Here is a 21488-nt window from a genome sequence, read left to right on the forward strand (position 1 = left end):
TTCCCTTGGAAAACAGACAACCCCGGTTGCACAAAAACCTCATTGAGGCTGTAATAGATTCACTTGAAACCATCTTTGGTAAAGGTTTTTATGCAGACAAAGTGATTGAACGCACACTTAAATCCAACCCAAAATGGGGCTCTCGCGACAGAGCTTTTATTGCGGAAAGCACCTACGAAATAGTGCGCTGGTGGAGATACCTATGGGAACTTTATGGCAAGTCGCCTTCGCTAAAGCGAAATGAACTGACCCGAATTTTTGGTCTTTGGTGGCGCCTTAATGGTCAGGAGCTACCAGAGTGGCATGGCTTTGAAGCGGTTCAGGATATTGACATAAAAAGTGCAAAACGCTCGCTTCCCAATGATGTAGGCGTGCAGCAGTCCTTTCCTATTTGGTTTGACGAACTGGCTAATGAAGATTTAGGCAAAGATTGGCCAATTATCGCTCAAAATCTCAACCTTCCTGCAGAATTGATAATAAGGGCAAATACCCTAAAAACCACTCGCCAGGAATTGAAAACCATTTTTAAGAAAGAAGGTGTGGAAACGCACAATTTCTCAGAAAATGAGGTCGGCTTGATCTTTAAGCAACGCCAAAATATCTTTAGCAATGCAAGTTTCAAAAGTGGCCTTTTTGAAGTTCAGGATGGTGGTTCGCAACTTATCGCTCCGTTCCTTAGGCCAGAGCCTGGAATGAAGGTAATTGATGCTTGTGCCGGTGCCGGAGGTAAGACACTTCACCTTGCTGCGCTTATGCAAAACAAAGGTTCGCTCATTGCCATGGATGTGGAAGAGCGAAAACTTGTGGAACTAAAAAGACGCGCCAAGAGAAATGGTGCTCACAATATTGAAATCAAGCACATCGAGGGTTCAAAAACCATCAAGAGATTGAAGGACAAAGCTGATCGTCTTTTGCTTGATGTTCCATGTTCGGGTACGGGAGTTATAAAACGTAACCCTGATACCAAGTGGAAAATCAAACCTGAAGATTTGGAAAAAGTAAAAGGGATTCAACAAGATATTCTAAACGATTACTCCACTATGCTTAAGTCTGGTGGAATGATGGTTTATGCTACATGCTCCATTCTACACAGCGAAAACGAAGATCAGGTAAAGACGTTTTTGGCCAAGCGTGAAGATTTTAAATTGATTGAAGAAAAGCGCGTGAACCCATCCAAAGTATCGGATGGTTTTTACATGGCTCTACTTCAAAAAGCTTAAGCAAGCTATTAGTGGGTACTACGTTTTAACTTGAAATTGTCTTAAATTTACGAGTATGGAAATACTGAATGTAGAAATACTAAACCCCAAAGCCAAAAAGCTTCTGATGAATTTGATGGATATGAAACTTATAAAAGTTTCTAAATCTGAATTCAAGCGAGACAAGTTTTTTGAACTGCTGAAAGACTTGAGGAAAGAGGAGTCACCTTCATTGGAGGACATCCAAAAAGAGGTAAAGGCTGTACGTAAGCAGATGAATGACGGAGAATGAGAATTGTATTGGATACCAATATTTGGATAAGTTATCTCCTTTCTCCCCATTTAAGCTGGCTCGATCATTTTTTCAAAAATCCTGAATTTCACTTATTATTTAGTGAACAGCTACTTTCTGAATTTCTAAGAGTAGCTAAAAAACCTAAGCTCCAAAAGTACTTTTCCGACAAACAACTCACCGATCTTCTTTTGCGTTTTGAAGAGTATGGTGTAATGATAGATGTTCATTCAAATTATGAACTTTGCCGTGATCCTGATGATAACTTTCTTTTAAACCTTGCTGTAGATGGCCATGCCAATTTTTTAGTGAGCGGAGATGATGATTTACTTGTTTTAGGAAAAATCGACACTTGCCAAATAATTTCACTTACCCAACTTAAGGAACACATTTCATGAAAACCACCGAAAGCGATTCTCTATACAATCATCTGGAAAAGATGAGCACACAAGATCTTTTGACTAACATTAATAATGAAGATCAAAAGGTGGCACTGGCTGTGCAAACGTGCATTCCAGAAATAGAGAAATTGGTGGATGTGGTGGTTGAAAAAATGAAAGTTGGTGGTCGCCTTTTCTACATTGGTGCCGGCACCAGCGGACGTTTGGGTATTTTAGATGCCTCTGAGCTCCCTCCTACTTTTGGCGCTGATCCCAATATGGTGGTTGGCCTTATTGCCGGTGGCGACACCGCTATTCGCAAAGCTGTAGAATTTGCCGAAGATGATACCCAAGGTGCTTTGCGCGATTTGGGAGAATTTGACATCAACACAAACGATATGGTTTTGGGCATTGCTGCCTCAGGAACCACTCCTTACGTAATAGGGGGATTAAAAGAATGCCGAAAACGAGGAATTGCCACAGCCTGCATTACCTGCAATGCTGATGCTCCCGTTATCGCTGAAGCAGATTTTCCTATAGTAGCTGTGGTAGGCCCTGAGTTTGTAACTGGAAGTACTCGCATGAAAGCCGGCACCGCTCAAAAACTAATTCTCAATATGATTTCTACCACCACCATGATAAAGCTTGGCCGCGTAAAGGGCAACAAAATGGTGGATATGCAGCTTAGCAACAACAAGCTTGTAGACCGTGGCACCCGCATGATTATGAGCGAAACCGGTACTGATGCTGAAACTGCTGAAAGACTATTGAAAGAGCATGGAGGTGTAAGGAAAGCGGTTGAGGCGTTTTTGAAGTAAGTATCTTCATGCCCTTTTTCCCATTGCTGCAAAAAGGACCAAAAAGATTTTGGTATTTAATTTTGAACAGGATAAGAACTCCGTGAATTAGTTGATTAGATTTTTCACTTCCTCTTCTAATCTTACCAATCGCATTATTTAGGTAAATTTCCAATAACCTCTTAATAACAATTACTAACCATGGCATACTTCAATAAAGCAATCTTAAAGGAACTCATACCAGTCTACCCAAGTATCCTTATCGTCTTTGGGTACCTTAAACTCTCCTTATATTATCAGTTCTTCGGGGTACAGATAATTAATTTTATTGATTTTACAGAAATAATAATACTCTTTCTCCCAGATGTAATCTATTACTTGGTATTGCTTAGTTTATCAGTTTTCCTCCACTATGTAATTGCGCCTAGTGGGTATGGCGCATTTGTTAATGTCTCGGAAGATCACGTTAGCGAAAAGTATTTAGTTAATCGGTTCATTAAATATTTTAAATATCATTTCTGGTATTCTATTTCACTAATCATATGCTTTATACTTGTTGTAGTAGCATACTATCTGCACCGACCAAATTTTTCATTCTTATTATTAATCACTTTATTTAGTACACTTCTTTACATACTGGGCTATTTTCTATCCGAAATTCACAGAAAACATCTGCTAAACTCTGGAAAACAACTTAGTGCCACAGTCCACAACATTATATCAGTTATAGTACTGTTCTCTTTTTTCACAATTTCCAACGTTAGCAAAGAGATTAGGAGCTCTCTGAATAACCCGTCCATTGTAAACTTTAAATACCAAGGAAATCAGATTGCAACAAACTCTGAATGTGTTTATCTAGGTGAAACACGCAATTATATTTTTATTCAAGATAAAAGTTCGGAGAATGCCTACGTCTACCCTAAAGACGATATTTCTGAATTTATAATTTCAAAAACTGACGAAAGTCTGATCCTACTTCAGCTACTCACAAGATAAGTCCTTAAAGATCATATATTCAAAAGCTCTATGATTCACCTGCGATGTAGCTGTGAATCATTTACTTCACCCCCTTCTCCTTCATCCAACTCTTCAAATCCTCAAAACACTCAGGGCTTACACCATGTCCCATTGCGTATTCACGGTATTGATGTGAAATGTTGAGTTGTTCCAAAACCTTCATAGCATTCCTTGCCCAATCTACCGGCAAAACTTCATCGGCAGTGCCATGGCTGGCAAATATGTCAAGGTGCTTCAGGCTTTCAGGATTGTACTTTTCAGGAACAATATCCGGCATAATGTATCCACTCAAGGCAATCACCTTTTGAAACTTCTCCGGGTGGCTCAAGCTCAATCCGTAACTCAAAATACTTCCTTGGCTAAAGCCAAGCAGGTTTACATTTTCAGGGTCCGTTCCATAAGCCTCATGAACTTCATCAATAAACTTAAGAATGGCCTCCATACTTTTTTTGGCCTGAGGAACATTGTTCATCTTTTCGCCAAGATTGCTAAAGTCGATTTCATACCATGCATATCCGCCCCAAGGCAAATCGATTGGAGCACGGGCACTAACCACAAAACACTTTTCGTTGAGCATGGGCGCCATGCCAAACAAATCTTGCTCATGGCTACCAAAGCCGTGAAGCATCAATAAAAGTGGTGGTTTTTCGGTTTTCTGTTGCGGTGGTAATACTTCGTGAACTAAACTTAACGATGCACTCATTTATCTAATCTTGTCTTTAAAATAGCTGCCTACGTGGGTGATTTTGTCCGCCTTTCCATGCTCTATGTATTTTTTAATAGCAAAGGCATTGCTGGAAAAAGCAATCTCATCCCATGGAATTTCTTCAGGCGCGAAGAAACGGATTTCTGTGCTTTCTGTGGTCAACTCATATTTATCGCCCACCATGTCTGCTTTAAAAATCAGATACACCTGATTGGCATGTGGAAGATTATATACGGTGTGCAAATTTCCTAACTCCACAGTGGCTCCAGTTTCCTCATACACTTCACGCTTCGCACCTTGCTCCACAGTTTCCTCATTTTCAAGAAAGCCACAAGGCAGATTCCAAAATCCCAGGCGAGGTTCTATTCCTCTGCGGGCAAGCATTATTTTTCCATCTTTATCTATCAGGCAGCCCACCACCATGTTGGGATTTGTATAATGGATGGTGTCACAATCCGGGCACACAAAGCGTGGAAAGTGGTCATCCTCCGGAATTTTATACATCAAGTCGGCACTGCCGCAATTACTACAGTAGTTCACAGTTTTGTTTCAGTTTCCACAAATCTAACAAAGGTTTGGTGTCTCATCACTTCGTCTCTATCGACTGGAAGATGAATTTCCCAAATTCCAGAGCACTATCTAGGGCGTTTTTTTCGATCAGGTCAAAGGTCAAAATCACGGCCTTTTCAACGGCTACCTCAGTTTTTTCGAAGCCTACGCTTTTGTCTCTCTTCCAAAAATTGAGCAAAAACAAAAACTGAAACCATAATAATGAATCATAGGTATCCGTCAATTTGTTTCGTTCGGCAACTCGTCCCAGCCTTACTCCCTCTTCTATAAGTTCCTTTACCCAAGCTTTAAACTCTTTCTTCGTTTCTGCCATCCCGGTAGGTGTACTTCCAAAAGTGGAAAGAACATCTTCAAGTGTAATCATGGCGTAGCTTCTATAACTTTTCATTTGACAGAAAAATTCACTATAAAAGCTCATAAGCTTCTCGCGAATGCTACGTTCCCCATATTCTAAATTCCCCTCCACTGTTTGAATTACCTGATTAAATAAATCGGACCAAATAGCTTCAGCTACTCGCTCAAATGAATTGAAGCACAGATAAAAGTCCTCTTCAGAGATATTCAGCCCTTTGCAAAAAGCATTAATACTTGGCGGCTGATGGCCATTCATTAATATATATTCACGATAGCCGCTTAATATCTGTTTCTTCAAATCCAAGACAGGACTAACTGGATTTTCCATCTGTGCTTCCATTGTGTTTTTAGTTTGTTGGGCAGAACTCTGTAAAGGTTCCTATTATTCATAATAAGCCGTTAAATCAACAAAATAACAATTTGTCTGTTACCCAAGTATAAATCAAAAACTTAATACTATGAAAACATTTATTCTTTCACTGTCACTCAGCATTCTGTTTGCTATACCCTCTTCATTTGCATTAAATGTAGAAACACCACTGGAACAAAAAGCGGAGAAAATTGAAATTAAGCACAAGGAAATCCCCAAAGAAGTAAGGATGGACATTACAGACAAATATCATGGAGCGGAAATCTTAATGGCATACAAGGAAGTGATTGATGGAGAAATAGTGGGCTATCAAGTAGAAGTAAAAAAAGGACCTAAAAAATGGGTTGTATTATATGACAAGAATGGAAATCCTAAAAATACCGTCCAACCTGAGTAACACAATGGGGATTGAGGTAGGCAATGTGTAGACAAATTCCCCAAAACTCACATCACACCAAAATATTTAAGTCGCTGATTTTCAATATTTTTAAGAGCAACTTGATTTTGGTACGGAATTCACTTTATACAAAGCGTGTTACTAACCAAATAACACCTTCAAAATTTAAATATTTTGAGAGTTCTTTAATTTTTCATCTTACTTGCAGCAATGGAGCTTTTGCCCGCTAACATCAAGAGCTTACATTGCCTGTGAATAGCAAATAATTTAGTCTTCATTTAGACAAGAATAGATGTTATAACGCTGAATTTTAGCGAAATAAAACAAAAATTCTAGCTTAGTTTATCAAAAAGACTGTAAATTTGTAAGAGAAGATAACAGCAGCATTTCAATACAATAGTGGTATGAATGTTGCTTAGAAATAAAACAGAGACCACAATGTGGTTCACAATATTTAAAAAGCTATATAAATAGCAGCGTTAGTTTTTAGTTGTTCGAGTTGAGCTGAAGTCACCACTGGAGAGTGGTGACTTCTTTTTTTTATACCTACCTGAACAATTTTATCTAAGTATCTTTATTATAGCTTTAACGCCATGAACATGAAAGATACAAAACCGAAAATATTGGTGGTAGATGACGACACCACCTTTCTACTAATGTTAAAATCCTTTTTAGAAAAGAAGGGTTTTATACCCCACACAGAATCAACCGCAGAAAAAGGCCTTCAAGCTATTGAAGAAAATACCTTTGACCTTATACTTTCAGATTACCGCATGCCTGGTATTGATGGAATTGAAATGCTTAAAATACTCAAGGAAAAAGGTATCACCACTCCCCTTATTTTGATTACGAGCTATGGTGACATCAAACTTGCCGTAAATGCAATGAAGCTTGGTGCTTCAGACTACTTGACCAAACCTGTAAACCCTGAAGAACTTTTGGCTTTGGTTACTTCGGTAATTGAAACGCCACAAGAAAAGTCTGTTCCGCAGGTGAGTGCTCTTGCCAAAAAATCAAACACCAATTCTGACAATACTCCTCAAAGCCATGCTTCAAAAGCTGACTTTGTAAAAGGCGTAAGTCCACAAACCAAAAATGTAAACCAATACATTGATTTAGTTGGCCCAACTAATATGAGTGTTCTCATACAAGGCGAAAGTGGAACGGGTAAAGAATATGTAGCTCGTCAAATTCACAACCTTAGCAAAAGACGAGATAAGGCATTTGTAGCAATAGATTGCGGATCTCTATCCAAAGAACTAGCAGCCAGTGAACTTTTCGGACATATAAAAGGAAGCTTTACTGGAGCGTCTGTAGACCGAGTTGGTCAATTTGAGGTAGCCAATGGTGGAACCCTTTTTCTGGATGAAATTGGTAACCTCAGTTATGAAATACAAGTTAAACTGCTTAGAGCAATTCAGGAGAAAGTAATAAGACGTGTTGGCGGCCGTGATGACATTCCGATTGATGTAAGATTACTTGCTGCTACCAATGAAAATCTTCAGCGTGCCATTGGTGATGGTGAATTCAGGGAAGATTTGTTTCACCGAATAAATGAATTCAAAATTGAAATAGCTCCGCTAAGGGCTAGAACTGAAGAAGTGAAGCAATTTGCCAATCATTTTCTAAATCAAGCTAATGAAGAACTTGAAAAGAATGTAGAAGGCTTTCAGGAAGAAACAATGAACCTACTCATGGAATACGGCTGGCCTGGAAACCTTCGTGAGCTAAAAAATGTGATTAAACGTTCCGTGCTTCTTACGCAAGGTTCACTTGTTGAGAAGAATGCTTTACCAAGTGAAATCTCCAGTAGATATACACAGCAAGCAGAAGATATTCGAAGCATTCAAGATTCTACAGATTTAAAGCAGCTGGAAAGTGCATTGGAGAGACAAAAAATAATGGAAGCTCTTGAGAAGGTAAGGTTTAACAAAACAAAAGCAGCTAAACTTCTAAACATAGATCGCAAGACGCTTTATAATAAAATCAAAACTTATGGGTTGGAGGTTTAACCTCCAACTCTACATTGCTTCCACCTCTTTTCGCAAACTTATAAAGAGCTCTTCAGAAAGCTTTTGAGTTTTATTTATGCGTTCTTCAACCAGCTTTTTTGGCTGAGTGCTGTCTACCAGTTTTTCGAGCTCTTGCAGGTGTTGCATTACCGCTGTAGCTTTTAGTTGGCCAAAAGTATTTTTCATTTTGTGAGCTGTATCACCAACATTCACAAAGTCATTAGCTTCAAAGTACGACTGCAGGAGAGCCAAATGCTCTTCATTAGTTTCCATAAAGGAGACTAAAAATTCTTTAAGTACTCCTGCATCATCTCCCGCAAAGGCATTAAAGTTTTCCAAAGAAAACAAGGGTTCTTCTTCCAAACTGTTTTGATTTTCAGAGTCGGATTCTTCCCCTTCTCCGTGATTTATTCCCGCTAGCAAAGCTGCTATCTCATATTCCTTGAAAGGCTTCAATAAAGTAGCATCTACCTTTTCTAAAGCTGGGTTTTCTGTTTTTTTGATCATTGCATTGGCCGTGCATAGAATCAATGCAGCTCCTTTACTAGCAGAAGACTCAGAACGAATTTCTTCTATCACTTCCAGGCCACTCTTACCTGGCATTTGAAGATCTACCAATATATAATCAAAGAAAGAGCTCGCGGCCTTCTCTATTCCAGTTTCTCCATCATAGCAACTTTCAAAATCAAGCCCCCACCTTTCTAGAGATGGTTTAAGCAAAACGTGATTCATGCTGTCATCATCAATCAACAGCAAGCGTTTGCCTTCCAAATTTATTTCTACACGCTCTAAGTCAAACTTACCACTATACTCATCCTTATCCCCAATTTTAAAGGGAAGCTCCAGTAAAAATACTGAACCCTCATTAATCTCACTTTCCACGGTAATTCTACCTCTTAGTAAGCTTACCAATTTTTTGCTAATGGTAAGCCCCAGTCCCGTTCCTCCATACTTTCTGGAAATTGAAGTATCCTCTTGGCCAAACCCCTCGAAAATGCTAGACAGTTTTTCCGGAGCAATACCTTTCCCCGTATCCTCCACAATAAATTCCAGCCATAGTCTATCCTTCCTCTGGTTTCTGATTTTTACCATTATTTTCACATAACCGTAAGTGGTAAATTTCACACCATTACCAGCAAGATTTATCAGTATTTGCTTTAAGCGAATAGGATCTCCATTCACAATGAGCTCTTCTAACTCAGGGTCAATTTCACTCTTCAGCTCAATCCCTTTATTGATTGCCAAATGCTCCAAAGTCGCTAAGCTTTCATTGACCACCATCGAAACTTTAAACCCTATTTTTTCCAACCTCAACTTACCCGATTCTATTTTAGAGTAATCGAGAATATCATTCACAAGCATCAACAAATGCTCACTACTGCTCCTTACCTTTTGTAATCGCAATCGTTGATCTTCATCTAACCTAGAACTGGCCAACTGCTCCGAAAAACCAATAATTGCATTTAATGGAGTCCTTATTTCATGACTCATATTTGCTAAAAACTCTTCCTTTACGCTGGCCAAATTTTCTGCTTTGCTCTTTGCTTTACGCAATTCTAATTGAAGCTTACGACCAGAAAGTATATCTCTTATAACCAGGTAAATAAGAACCATAGATAAGATTCCACCAAGAATTGCAAATATGGCTACCGAGGTAAATGATTGCTTGGCAACGGATAAAGTTTCCCTTTTTTCCGCATTGCTAACCAACTCCTCAATTCCTTTGATATTTAAAATAATGGATCGCAGCTGGCTGAAGATCATTTGATCCTTTGCCACCATTTCCAATTCTTTACCAGTAAGTAAAGCAGATTGCTGCTGACGCTGAGCTTCTGCTGCCTCTAAAGCTTTTCGAGCTGTTGTAATAAGAGTGTCTACTTTTTCAAAATAAGCGCTGTCATAAGCTACTGTACGCTCTTTTCGCACCTCACTCCTTACCGGAATCGTGTTATCCTCCTTTTCTTTTTTTGACCCAAACACGCGCTGAAACAAACCCGGACTGCTTTCTGACTTCTCGTCATCGGCATCCATGGCTTCAGTGCGGGTTGTGGTGGTCGTGGTAATTTCCTGCTTGGGCATCAAGAGACTATCACGAAGCATAGTTTCTTGAGTGCGAGACAGTGCACGAAGGGCAGAGCGGTCGATTTGTCTTCTGGATTGTCGAACTTTTATGTCAATGAGATTTTCGAAACTTTGCACTTTCTCATTAAACAATAGCCGAAGAGTATCTACTTCCGATTGATATTCTGTGCCAAAACTCTTTTGATATAAGGAATCAATCAGCTCGTTGATTTCACCCACATTCTGAATATAAACTTGCAGGTCTTTTGGGTCAAGTGTAAGCGAATACGTTCTCGCATGGCTTTCCAGAGTTCCAATATCGGTAAGAATGCTTTCCGTAAGCCTGGTTTCGTCTGGTTGGTTATACAATTTATCCAGTGCATAACTAAACTCACGATAGCTCCTAAAGCTAAAAAAACTGATTGCTCCCAGCACCCCTAAAGTGATAAAGAGCACAATTACAATTTTGAAAATAGTATTATCGGGAGTAAACTTCATGACACAAATTTAGCCTTACGGCAAAGGTATTTTGGTTGTGCCAAGATATTAAATGCTTTTCTGAAAAATAAACAAAACCAAGGCTGTGCTTACTATAAGAAAAAGCCTTTAGTAAAGTTCATACATCTCACTTCCCAGAGGCTCGTCTTCTGTTGAGTTCAGAATATCTTGTATCAAATCATCAATCTGTGCATGGGTAACATTTGGCATACAGATAACATGACTTAGATCGCCTTCCGTTGCCAATTGCCATTTTGCCGCTACAACTTTCGGTTGTGGTGGAATAACCACGGTTATGGCATTTGGGTTTCGCCAGGCTGGAATGTTATTAGCTCTAAATTGCGTTAAAGCATACTCTGCCGTTTCACGGCTTTTTGCCACTCTTGCCTTCAGCCCTTCTATGCCTAATTTGCGCAAAGCATACCATAAAAACAATGGACTATGACCGTTTCTTGAACCAGTAATGGTTGTATCTGAACTACCGATATAAGAAACCGCCATCGCGATTCTATCTCTATTAGCTTTCTTTACCACCACTACCCCACACGGTATCGGGCTTCCAATAAACTTGTGACCACTAATGGCAATACTATCTGCACCATCTTTAAAATCAAAAGCAGGACGTGGCTCAGTTAAGGCATTAATTATTCCACCCAAAGCGGCATCACAATGCACATAGTGATGTTGAATCGCCAAGCTTTTCATCACTCGCTTGATTTGTTGAACATCATCAACTGCCTCTGTCATAGTGGTACCAATATTTGCCAAAACAATAGCCGGCACATTTCTATGGTTACGCATAGATTCCTTTAAATCATCATAATCCATTTCACCATTATCCTGAGTTCGGATTACAATACAAGGCATATTTAGCAGGTGTAAATTCTTCTGAACGCTGTAGTGAGTCGATTCAGAATAGTAAACCATAGCCTTTGGGTAGCGCTCTCTGGCTAGGTAAAGCCCATATAAGTTTCCTTCGGAACCACCATTACTCACATAGCCCCACCAATTGTTGGGTTCAGCCCTAAACAGCTTAGCGAAAAAGGCAATCACCTCCTTCTCCATTTCGTTGCTATTCACACCATAAGTGGAATTAATAAAAGGATCACCAAGGTTATTCATTGGGTATTTAAGAAATGGCATTAGCTCATCATAGTCAAAATCCTTTGATACCGGGTAACCCAAAAAGTTTTCGGTGTTAGTGATAACTTTCTCCAAAAGCTCACTGATGATCTGTTTGCTATTATCCATTTCTTAAATTTTATACAAAAGAGAAAAATTACCTTTACACCACAATACTTCATGAAAATAAACCTAGTGTATAGTATTTATTAAAACTTTTAATCAGAATTAAGAGGTTGAAAGTGGATAAAACAGAAATAATATCACCTATGAAAATTGATCAACTGGATTTACAGATTTTAGATCTTCTACAGCAGGATGGCAAAATGACTCACAAAGAAATTGGCGGGAAGCTCGCATTATCCACCACCGCTGTATATGAAAGGGTAAAAAGACTGGAGCGAAACAATTTCATCCGTGGGTATGTGGCGCTTATAAACCAACCACAGCTAGGCCTTACATTAACTGCATTTTGCTACGTAAGCCTAAGTAGTCACAACAAAAAGTATTTATTGGCTTTTCAGGAAGAAGTGATAAAATTAAAGGAAGTCTCGGAGTGTTTTCACATAGCCGGAGAGTACGACTACATTTTGAAAATAACTGTAAATGATATGGCGGCTTACCGCGATTTTATTGTGAACAAGCTCACCATATTGGAGCATATCAGCAATACACAAACCATTTTTGTAATGGAAGAAATCAAAAACGAAACGGCTATTCCACTTTACCAGAGAAAATAAAAAAACGGCTTCGAAAAAAAATCGAAACCGTTTCTAATTAACTTAACTATTAAGTAATGTAATTTGATTGAGAGTTAACCTGCTATCATGACTAATAGAATGGCTATCAATCCGGAGATGATAACACTAGAATACAGATTTTTCATCTTTAAATAAAACATTAATTAATAACCCCTTACACACGCAAAATAAAACAAAAGCCATACCTACCAACATTTTTACAACAAAAACTCACTAAACCACTGACAATCAACACCGACAACCCTAACAACTTTTACATCAATCATCTGAATTCGAGGATATATTCCTCAATTTGATGTTTTACCCCCAACTGCTCACCAGAATTTTCCTCATCGTTAAAACCTTTTGCCCTACTGTCAACGTTTATTAACTCAAACAAATCATCCACGTATCTTCGAAGTGTAAAACCATCCCTATGATAGGCATTCGATTTTCTGAGTTTACAGGAAAAAATAAAACCGTTTTTGAAAAACTCTTTGACATCTTTAAAGAGCTTATTCTTCACACCTCTGGTGATGTGGACGAAGCCTTGGACTGGCTAAATGAAATTGATAAGGAATATGGAATCACCACGGCTGAGTACACGATGGATGACTTTATTGAGGAGCTAAAAAAGAAAGGTTACCTACGTGAAGAAATTGACACACCTAATGGAGACGGAACTGGCGATGGCAGCGGACTCAGTATTACAGCAAAAACAGAAAGAGCCATAAGAAGCAGTGCTTTAGAGCAGATATTTGGCAAAATAAAGAAATCGAATAGCGGAAATCACACCACAAAATTTACTGGCCAGGGAGACGAGCAAACCAGTGACATGCGTAGCTATCACTTTGGTGACAGCCTAGATCAAATTGCCATGAACGAAAGCATAAGAAATGCTTTTGTAAATCAGGGTATTGATGACTTTAGCATGACACATGACGATTTGGTGGTTCAGGAAAACTACCACAAAGCGCAGATGTCTACCGTGCTGATGATTGACATTAGCCACTCCATGATATTGTATGGAGAAGATAGAATCACCCCTGCCAAGAAAGTAGCTCTTGCCTTAGCTGAATTGATAAAAACACGCTACCCTAAAGATACTTTAGACATTATTGTTTTTGGGAATGATAGCTGGCAAATAGAACTTGAAGAACTCCCTTATCTTAAAGTTGGACCTTACCACACCAACACAGTGGCAGGCCTTGAACTAGCCATGGACTTACTGCGAAAAAAGAAAAATGCCAACAAGCAAATATTTATGATTACCGATGGTAAGCCCAGTTGCCTGCACGAACCTGATGGAACGTATTACAAAAATAGCTTTGGCTTGGATGAATACATTGTAAATAAATGCCTGAATAAAGCAGCCGCTTGCCGCAGGCTAAAAATCCCAATCACCACTTTTATGATTGCTCAAGACCCTTATTTGCAAAGCTTTATCCAAAAATTTACTGAAGCTAATAAGAGCAAGGCATTTTTCACAGGGTTAAAAGGATTGGGTGACTTTATTTTTCATGATTATGAAAATAACCGAAGACGAAATATCAAATAGGCTAACTCAAACAATGCTCTTACATTTGAGTTTTAACTAATTCAAACACATTTCGAACCATGAAACTAAAATCACTACTACTAGCTTGCAGTGCTGCCACACTAATTTTTTCTTCCTGCAATTCTGACTCAAACTCTCAATCTCTAAAGGGCAAATGGTCATTTAATACAATGCAGGGCGCCTATTCTGAACTTTGGCTCGATGGCAAATCTTTACTTACCGTAAAATCTGATAGCCGCAATCCCTTCGTATTTGATTACAATCAAAATGGTAACACTATTGTAATTTATCAGCATGGTTTACGTGGCAAAAAAAGTGAGGAAGTAGATCGCTTTCTTATTGAAAAGCATAATGGAGAAACAGTTACTATTCTACAAGATTCTGTAGAAAATAAGCTTCAACTCATCAGCGAAGATGTAGGTGATATTAAAAACACAAAATCATACAGAGATTCGGTGCTATTGGATTTTGATTCCAGAGCGCAATCTGAACAATAAAATATGGATATAAAGAAAATAACCAACCTTGGTGAGCTCAAAAAATCGGGCTACAAACCACTAACCATAAAGGAAGAGCTTCGAAAGAATTTAGTAGAAAACCTAAAAAAGGGAACTACGGTTTTTGAAGGTATTCATGGTTTTGAACACACCGTAATTCCTGACTTGGAGCGAGCCATCCTTTCGGGGCATAACATTAACTTTTTGGGTCTTCGTGGTCAAGCCAAAACAAAAATGGCCAGGATGATGACGCGCCTGCTGGATGAATATGTTCCTGCAATTAGCGGTTCCGAACTATCCGATGATCCTCTGAACCCAATCAGTAAAACGGCATTGGACATCATTGCCGAAAAAGGTGATGACACTCCTATATATTGGATACATCGCGATGAGCGCTACTATGAAAAATTAGCCACGCCAGATGTTACAGTTGCTGACCTTATTGGTGATGTAGATCCTATAAAAGCTGCAAATCTAAAGTTGTCTTATGCCGATGAGCGCGTAATTCACTTTGGAATGATTCCTCGTGCCAATCGCAGCATTTTTGTAATTAATGAATTGCCCGATTTGCAAGCACGTATCCAGGTGGCACTCTTTAATATTTTACAGGAAGGAGATGTGCAGATCCGTGGTTTTAAGCTTAGGCTTAATTTGGATATTCAATTTGTATTTACCGCAAACCCTGAAGATTACACCAATCGTGGATCAATTGTAACTCCTTTAAAAGATAGAATTGGTAGTCAGATATTGACACACTATCCTGAGGACATTGAGACAGCGAGAAAAATTACCGCTCAGGAAGCTAAAAGCAATGACGACCGAAACAAAACGGTAATTGTTCCTGATGTGGCAAGGAATCTGTTGGAGCAAATTGCTTTTGAAGCACGCGATAATGAATATATAGATTCCAAAAGCGGAGTATCCGCAAGGCTTACCATTACAGCTTCAGAGAACTTGGTTAGTACTGCTGAGCGCAGAAACCTCGTCAATGGTTCTGATAAAACCACCATTCGTCTGATCGACTTTTTGGGTGTGATATCTTCCATTACCGGAAAGGTAGAACTAGTATATGAAGGCGAACAAGAGGGAGCCGCCATGGTAGCCGAGAACTTGATTGGCTCTGCAGTACGAAGCCTCTTAGGTGATTATTTCCCTGAAATGGATCATTTAAAATCCGGAGATAAAGACAATCCATACACCCAGCTTATTGAATGGTTTGGTCGCGGCAATTCAATTGATTTCCTAACCGACTTTACTGATAAGGAGTATCAGGATATTTTGAATAGCATTACTCCTCTTCCAAAACTGGTTAATAAATACCAACAAAATACATCTGATGAAGAGAAGTACTTTTTAATGGAAATGGTATTGTGGGCATTAGCTGAATATTCCAAATTGAACAAAGAACGATTGGTAAGCGGATACAATTTTTCAGATCTCTTTAGCAGTTACCTGCGAGGTGGGGAGCTAGATATTGATTTAAACTAGAATCGTCTTTTTAGTATAACTTAAAAGCTCACGTTTGCAAACGTGAGCTTTTTTAATTTACAGACACTTCAAACTTTCAATTTAGGTCAAAGGAAAGTCATCCAACTACTTCATCGATTCTATCTTTATCACTCCAGAATTATTTCGAGAACACAAGTTCATTTTGATACATTTTCTCATTTTAAGAAAAAAATCCCATTGTAAGTTTACTATTCTGTCAGAGCTAGATTACACCAAGGAATAATTCTGAAATATTAGGACTACAAATCTTTCTAAACAAACCCCAACCACCTAAATAACAAGTCCATTACCCCCTGTTTTGCGCCCATCCACCGAATGTTGAATTAAGTATACTATGCATGCATATAAATTTGATTTCAGAAATCAGACAAAGTATTTCGCCCCTTTAATTTAAAAATCAAAACAGATGAAAACTACATTATTCAACTTCAAAAAAGCCTTCATTGCCACTGCAGTAATTGCGCTGATAAGCTGTCAAAAAGAAAAGGATACTCAAGACATTTATTCCAATACCCCTGGAGCCACTTCTTTAAGCCAATTGAACATTGATCCAGATTTTAACTGGTCTTCTTCTATGAAAGGAAATCTAAAAGTTTCTCTTATCTCTGAAGATAACTTACACATGGAAGGAGAACCTGTACATGTTGTTAATAGTGCCGGAAAAGTATTGGAAAGAGTAAATGTTAAAAACGGCATGGCCAACTTTTACATTCATCTTCCTCAACCCGCTGAGGCCTTTATATACTATCCTAACACAGGTGATAGCAAAAAAATAACTGGCACAGGAAATATGAATATGCGCTTGACTTCTATAAGTGAGATTCTTTCAGGATCAAAGAAAACCAGTTTTGTCAGCAAAAAATCGACCGCAACAGTTGGGTTAAACCTCTTATCAAACAGTGCTTTCAATCTTCCAGGCGGAGTAATCACAGATCTAAGCTTCGGGTATCAGAGCCCAACCGCAATTGATGGTAAATGGTACGTAAGTACTAATTCTTATGAGTTAAATACCACCACTGTACTAAATGACACAGTATTAAAAATGTCTTTGGATGGTACATCTACTTTTTGGGGACAGACGGTGAATGTTGTTTCTGGTAGCTCTTTTACCATTAGCTCACTGTGGCAAAATGCAAGCCGTAGAATTGTAGTTAGCTTCTTCGACTCTAGTGATCAATTTATTGGATATTCTTATCCAAGTAATTTTGGTGTAACTGTTGGTGGGCAACATACAGGTACCATTCCTGCTAATGCAGTAAAAGCTCTGATCTGGTCATCTGCCTCTACCAATTCCTACGTTGATGATATTAAATTTATCAGCACTCCTGCAATAAGTGATGCTGACGGTGATGGTGTAGCCGATAATTTGGATATGTTTCCAAATGATCCAAATCGTGCCTACCAATCAACTTTTCCTACTGTGGGTAATCAATATTTAGCTTTCGAAGATTTATGGCCTTCAAAAGGAGACTTTGATTTCAATGATATGGTTTTAAGAAATCAGGTAGTATTTACAAAGGATGCTAACAACTACTTGGTTGACGCAACATTTACCATAGACCTGAATGCAGTAGGAGCCGGAATAAGAAATGGACTGGGTATTGTTTTGCTAAACACAAATAAGCAGGCTTTTGGAAGTAATATAGTTGCCGGTATTAGCGGATACGGTTCTGAAAATAGTAATATTGAAAATGGAATCGTTGTGTTTGATGATGCTTTTGCTGCACAAAGCACCTATTACACAAACACTGGTTCAGGCCCAAGTGCATCACCAGATCAGTTTCAATTTACTGTAACATTTGTTCCAAACACGGTGAATAGCATTCTTCCTGATTTTTATATTTTCCGTAGAGATGATGTATCACATGAAATTCACTTAGATGGTTTTGCAGCAACTTCCGCGGCAAACACCAACCTTATGAATACTGGTGATGATTTTAATGGAACTTATAATACAGAAGATGGCTTGCCTTGGGCTATCGAAATTATAACTCCCGCAGGCTTCAGTTTTAGACATCCATTAGAGAAAACCGATATTTTAGAATCTTACCCACAATTTCAACTTTGGGCCACCACAAAGGGAGCTTCCAACCTATTATGGTTTGAAAATCCTATAAGCTCAAAGGTTTACTAAGAAGAATTTGCTTTTAAGTTAGATTTGTCCCGTCCTAAATAACCGATACAGGTTTTTATATAGATTAAACATAGTAATTAAACCTTGGTGAAGCTAGCTTCACCAAGGTTTTGTTTTTTATAGGATTTTATTTTGACCTGATCTTGTTTATGCATTTGTTCTGGAGTGTTCATTTGGCAGGAGAGGTGTGGCCTTTGTTTATTATAAATGCTTACACTGTCTTCCACCAAAGGCTTCATGATGTCTAGTTTATCGGCCTTTACTACTTCAATAAATTCTTGCTTTAAAATACCGTTTATACGTTCCGCTATGGCGTTGGCATATGGGTCATAAGACTCTGTCATGCTACAGGTTATTTTGGCTTTAGCCAGTTGTTTTTGGTAATCGGTGCTACAATATTGTAGGCCTCTGTCTGAGTGATGGATCAGAGGTTGGCTAGGGTATTTTCGATTTTTGATAGCTTGCTTTAAGGCAGATAGCGCACCATCCACACTCAAACTGTTTGATACATTGTAGCCTACTATCTTTTTTGAGTAGGCATCGGTAACTAGAGCCAGGTACATGGGGTTTTCTCGGGTACCCACATAAGTTATATCGGCCACCCAAAGCTGCTCTGGCCGGGTAATGGGTAAGTCTGCAATCACGTTTTTGTGTTTGCGGAACCTATGGTGTGAGTTGGTGGTAATATGGTATGATTTCTTGGGTTGTATTAACATGTGATTTGCTTTTAGAATGTGGAACAATTTATCGCGACCCACGCCCAGTGCTTGCAGCTCTGGCTGTAGCAAGTGGTAAAGTTTACGTGTGCCTAGCCGAGGCATGGACATGCGCTTTTCCTGCACGAGTGATACTACTTTTTGCGCACGTTGCTTTTTGGCTTCTTCGGCTTTAATGGCGCGATAATAAACTTGACGGCTATACCCGAACAATCTACAGGTAGCCGTTAGGCTTTCTTGGTAGTGTTCTTTGTATTGGTTGACTGTTCGGGTAAGGAGTTTTTTCTGATTGGAATATTGTACTCTTTCTCGGCTATATCTATCATCATATCAAAGATGATCGCCTTTTTGTCGGCTCGTTCTATTTGATGTTCCAGCTGCTTTTTCTGCTTTTCTAATAGCCGAACTTTTTGCTCTAGTTCCATCAGTTTTTGTTCTGGAGTTTTGGGCATTTGTATTGGAGTTTGATTTTCCCAATCAAAGTTACCATACTTTCTTAACCAACTCAGCACAGTACTGCGAGCCTGAATGCCATATTTTCGGACTGCTCCATGCTGACTTAACTCGCCCCGTTCTATTTCTTGGACAACTTGCAGCTTGAAGTTTAAGCTGTAATCTTTTTGTGTACGCTTTACGTAGCCATTGTCTTTCATAAGGTTACAAATTTGTGTAACGCTATTTCAGGACGTGACAATTGGTTATTATAACGAAGCCCCTTGTTAGCGCAAGGGGTTTTTCATTTATACCCATTTGTTTTGGGCTCAACTAGCATCCCCTCTAACATATGCTTCAGTATTGGCCTGCACTTAAGCTCACAAGCGGGGTAAAAATGCTTGTGCTCCCAAAAATAGGATTTTGGTGATAAGCCCCACCAAAATTCAGCGAAAGCTAAAGGCTTTAATTTATGCTGAAAGGCATACTGTAAAAGCTTTGGTGCCGCACAATCCCCTGCTCCACTTGGAGGATTTTTATGTTTTGTTTCTTTAAAAATAGCACGCAAGCTTTTCTCTTGTCCCTTTTGGTTTAGAAATGAATAAGCGTCAAAAAGCTGCTCTTGTAATGAAACTGAAAAATCTCTCCGTTCTGTTTTCAGTTCGTTTATTCTCTGCTGATTATTCTTTGACTTCTCCGATTGCAGCTCTTTTATTACCGTGCTCATATGATTCAATCGAAGCATACCTTCATTCAAAAAACTTCCTTCAGTAAGTGCATCAAATACCGGAGGCACAAAACCTTTATGGTGATTCCCTCCAGCGAGTTTACCAGAAAAGGCAGATAAATATCCCAATTCTCCAGACTCGTTTTTCACCACCAAAACACCAAACATTTTCCCGATTACAGTTCCTTCCTTTCCTTGCTCAAGGCCAAAGTTGTGATCCCATTGCCTTTGGGTTTCAAGATGCTTTTGCAGTTCGGTAGCAGCCAGCATACTAAGCGGATGGGGCGTGTATTCAAACGGATAAGTAAATCGTTCAGGAAGTGAATAACCCTCTATAGATTTTGAAAAACGAGTAAAACACGGGTCTTCCAAATTCGTCATCACTCCATTGGTTTCTTATTCCACCTTCGGGTCTTCCACTCCTTTTGCTGAGCTGGCGTAAGAAATGTCCAGGCTACGATGCGACTCACCTTATTTCCTTGCCCCATGGGGATAGTTTTCACACTAATAGCCCCAACCTTTTTCAGGGTTTTGTACACACTCTTCAGATTTGCTTCTTTTGAGATAAGACTGGAAAACCAAAAACAGGAATTACTAAATCTCCGGCTTTCAAAAATCATATCTTTTACAAACTTTTGCTCCCCTCCTTCACACCAAAGCTCATTGTTGTTTCCACCAAAGTTCAAAACAGGTTTCACATCTTTCTTATGCTTCAGGTTTCTCAACTTTCGTACTGTTCCGGCTTGCGCTTCTGCTTTTGAAGAATGAAACGGTGGATTACAAATTGCTAAATCTACCTGCTCACCCGGCTTTAAAACTCCTTCAAAAATGAATCTAGGATTAGATTGTAATCTTAGCTCTATTTCTTCGCTTATAAGCGGATTGGCTTCTACAATTTTCCTTGCCGACTTTATCGCCACAGGATCAATATCACTGCCTACAAAGCGCCAGCCGTACTCTACATTTCCTATTATGGGGTAAATGCAGTTAGCCCCCACTCCTACATCTAGGCATTTAATATGCTCACCGATAAGTAAATTTCCGCCATTGCTTTGCGCCAATAAATCTGCAATGTGGTGTAAATAATCTGCCCTGCCAGGAATTGGCGGACACAAATAGCTTTCGGGAATATCCCAATGATCGACACCATAATGATGTTTTAGCAAAGCCTTGTTTAGCGCCTTTACAGCTTCAGGATTAAAAAAGTCGATAGACTCATCACCGTAGTTATTGGGCTTTACAAAAGCCGCCAAATCAGGGCTGCTCTCAGTCAGCGCTTTAAAATCGTAACGCTGGCGATGCCTGTTTCTAGCGTGCAAACTCGACTTTACCTTGGGATGCTCTTTCTTTTTATCGGACATATTCATGTATTCATGACTCCTTCAATATGGAAGGAAATC

Annotated in this window: 19 protein-coding genes and 1 pseudogene; 11 read left to right on the top strand and 9 right to left on the bottom strand. The window is 39.1% G+C overall.

Annotated elements, in window-relative coordinates; genetic code table 11:
• The first annotated feature begins 5 nt into the window (after positions 1-5).
• Genes OWEHO_RS04720 through murQ form a run of 4 tightly spaced genes read left to right on the top strand, consistent with a single transcriptional unit; the run spans position 6 to position 2689 of the window.
• Positions 6-1220, top strand: coding sequence for an RsmB/NOP family class I SAM-dependent RNA methyltransferase (locus OWEHO_RS04720; RefSeq protein WP_014201327.1), 1215 nt, complete (start codon positions 6-8; stop codon positions 1218-1220).
• Positions 1221-1275: 55 nt separating this feature from the next.
• Positions 1276-1491, top strand: coding sequence for a hypothetical protein (locus tag OWEHO_RS04725; RefSeq protein ID WP_014201328.1), 216 nt, complete (start codon positions 1276-1278; stop codon positions 1489-1491).
• Entirely contained in the window at positions 1488-1889 is a 402-nt protein-coding gene (locus OWEHO_RS04730) for a putative toxin-antitoxin system toxin component, PIN family (protein WP_014201329.1), read from the top strand. Before OWEHO_RS04725 ends, OWEHO_RS04730 begins: the two co-directional genes overlap by 4 nt.
• A complete protein-coding gene (murQ, locus tag OWEHO_RS04735) occupies positions 1886-2689 on the top strand; it encodes an N-acetylmuramic acid 6-phosphate etherase (protein ID WP_014201330.1) in 804 nt (267 codons plus the stop codon). Before OWEHO_RS04730 ends, murQ begins: the two co-directional genes overlap by 4 nt.
• Before the next feature lie 1036 nt (positions 2690-3725).
• On the opposite strand, the gene OWEHO_RS04745 is transcribed toward murQ, so the two are convergent.
• The 3 genes from OWEHO_RS04745 to OWEHO_RS04755 are packed head-to-tail and all read right to left on the bottom strand — an operon-like array spanning position 3726 to position 5655.
• Positions 3726-4388: an alpha/beta hydrolase gene (locus OWEHO_RS04745; RefSeq protein WP_014201332.1), complete on the bottom strand. Its 663-nt coding sequence runs from the start codon at positions 4386-4388 to the stop codon at positions 3726-3728.
• Entirely contained in the window at positions 4389-4931 is a 543-nt protein-coding gene (locus OWEHO_RS04750) for an NUDIX hydrolase (protein WP_014201333.1), read from the bottom strand. It abuts the gene before it with no gap.
• Positions 4932-4977: 46 nt separating this feature from the next.
• The gene (locus OWEHO_RS04755) at positions 4978-5655 is read right to left on the bottom strand and encodes a TetR/AcrR family transcriptional regulator (protein WP_014201334.1); all 678 of its coding nucleotides are present in this window, start codon (positions 5653-5655) and stop codon (positions 4978-4980) included.
• Between the two features lie 118 nt (positions 5656-5773).
• Here OWEHO_RS04755 and OWEHO_RS04760 point away from each other — a divergent pair, with 118 nt between their 5' ends.
• A complete protein-coding gene (locus tag OWEHO_RS04760) occupies positions 5774-6082 on the top strand; it encodes a hypothetical protein (protein WP_014201335.1) in 309 nt (102 codons plus the stop codon).
• A 593-nt stretch (positions 6083-6675) separates the two neighbouring features.
• Complete coding sequence (locus OWEHO_RS04765; RefSeq protein WP_014201336.1) at positions 6676-8094, top strand: sigma-54-dependent transcriptional regulator; 1419 nt, start codon at positions 6676-6678, stop codon at positions 8092-8094.
• 9 nt (positions 8095-8103) lie between these two features.
• Here the strand turns inward: OWEHO_RS04765 and OWEHO_RS04770 are convergent, their stop codons facing one another.
• Together OWEHO_RS04770 and OWEHO_RS04775 are read right to left on the bottom strand one after the other, a co-directional pair.
• Entirely contained in the window at positions 8104-10653 is a 2550-nt protein-coding gene (locus tag OWEHO_RS04770; RefSeq protein WP_014201337.1) for a hybrid sensor histidine kinase/response regulator, read from the bottom strand.
• A 108-nt stretch (positions 10654-10761) separates the two neighbouring features.
• Complete coding sequence (locus tag OWEHO_RS04775) at positions 10762-11904, bottom strand: histidine decarboxylase (RefSeq protein WP_014201338.1); 1143 nt, start codon at positions 11902-11904, stop codon at positions 10762-10764.
• 140 nt (positions 11905-12044) lie between these two features.
• Here OWEHO_RS04775 and OWEHO_RS04780 point away from each other — a divergent pair, with 140 nt between their 5' ends.
• From OWEHO_RS04780 to OWEHO_RS04800, 5 genes are all read left to right on the top strand, one after another.
• Complete coding sequence (locus tag OWEHO_RS04780) at positions 12045-12515, top strand: Lrp/AsnC family transcriptional regulator (RefSeq protein ID WP_014201339.1); 471 nt, start codon at positions 12045-12047, stop codon at positions 12513-12515.
• Positions 12516-12951: 436 nt separating this feature from the next.
• Entirely contained in the window at positions 12952-14073 is a 1122-nt protein-coding gene (locus OWEHO_RS04785; protein ID WP_014201340.1) for a vWA domain-containing protein, read from the top strand.
• 59 nt (positions 14074-14132) lie between these two features.
• Positions 14133-14570, top strand: a complete 438-nt coding sequence (locus OWEHO_RS04790) for a hypothetical protein (RefSeq protein WP_014201341.1) — start codon at positions 14133-14135, stop codon at positions 14568-14570.
• 3 nt (positions 14571-14573) lie between these two features.
• Positions 14574-16058, top strand: a complete 1485-nt coding sequence (locus OWEHO_RS04795) for a MoxR family ATPase (protein ID WP_014201342.1) — start codon at positions 14574-14576, stop codon at positions 16056-16058.
• Positions 16059-16485: 427 nt separating this feature from the next.
• Positions 16486-18213, top strand: coding sequence for an LruC domain-containing protein (locus tag OWEHO_RS04800; protein ID WP_014201343.1), 1728 nt, complete (start codon positions 16486-16488; stop codon positions 18211-18213).
• A gap of 77 nt (positions 18214-18290) precedes the next feature.
• Here the strand turns inward: OWEHO_RS04800 and OWEHO_RS04805 are convergent.
• The 4 genes and pseudogenes from OWEHO_RS04805 to rlmF form a co-directional block, all read right to left on the bottom strand.
• Positions 18291-19160, bottom strand: a pseudogene (locus tag OWEHO_RS04805) (IS3 family transposase); the annotation flags it as partial.
• Positions 19157-19582, bottom strand: coding sequence for a helix-turn-helix domain-containing protein (locus OWEHO_RS18590; protein WP_014201344.1), 426 nt, complete (start codon positions 19580-19582; stop codon positions 19157-19159). The pseudogene OWEHO_RS04805 and the gene OWEHO_RS18590, both read right to left, overlap by 4 nt.
• 83 nt (positions 19583-19665) lie before the next feature.
• Positions 19666-20469: a hypothetical protein gene (locus OWEHO_RS04815; protein ID WP_014201345.1), complete on the bottom strand. Its 804-nt coding sequence runs from the start codon at positions 20467-20469 to the stop codon at positions 19666-19668.
• Positions 20469-21455 carry a 23S rRNA (adenine(1618)-N(6))-methyltransferase RlmF gene (rlmF, locus tag OWEHO_RS04820; RefSeq protein ID WP_014201346.1) on the bottom strand — a complete coding sequence of 329 codons (987 nt, stop codon included), beginning with the start codon at positions 21453-21455 and terminating at the stop codon, positions 20469-20471. Before rlmF ends, OWEHO_RS04815 begins: the two co-directional genes overlap by 1 nt.
• Between the last annotated feature and the right edge of the window lie 33 nt (positions 21456-21488).

Source organism: Owenweeksia hongkongensis DSM 17368, assembly GCF_000236705.1.
Lineage (GTDB): Bacteria > Bacteroidota > Bacteroidia > Flavobacteriales > Schleiferiaceae > Owenweeksia > Owenweeksia hongkongensis.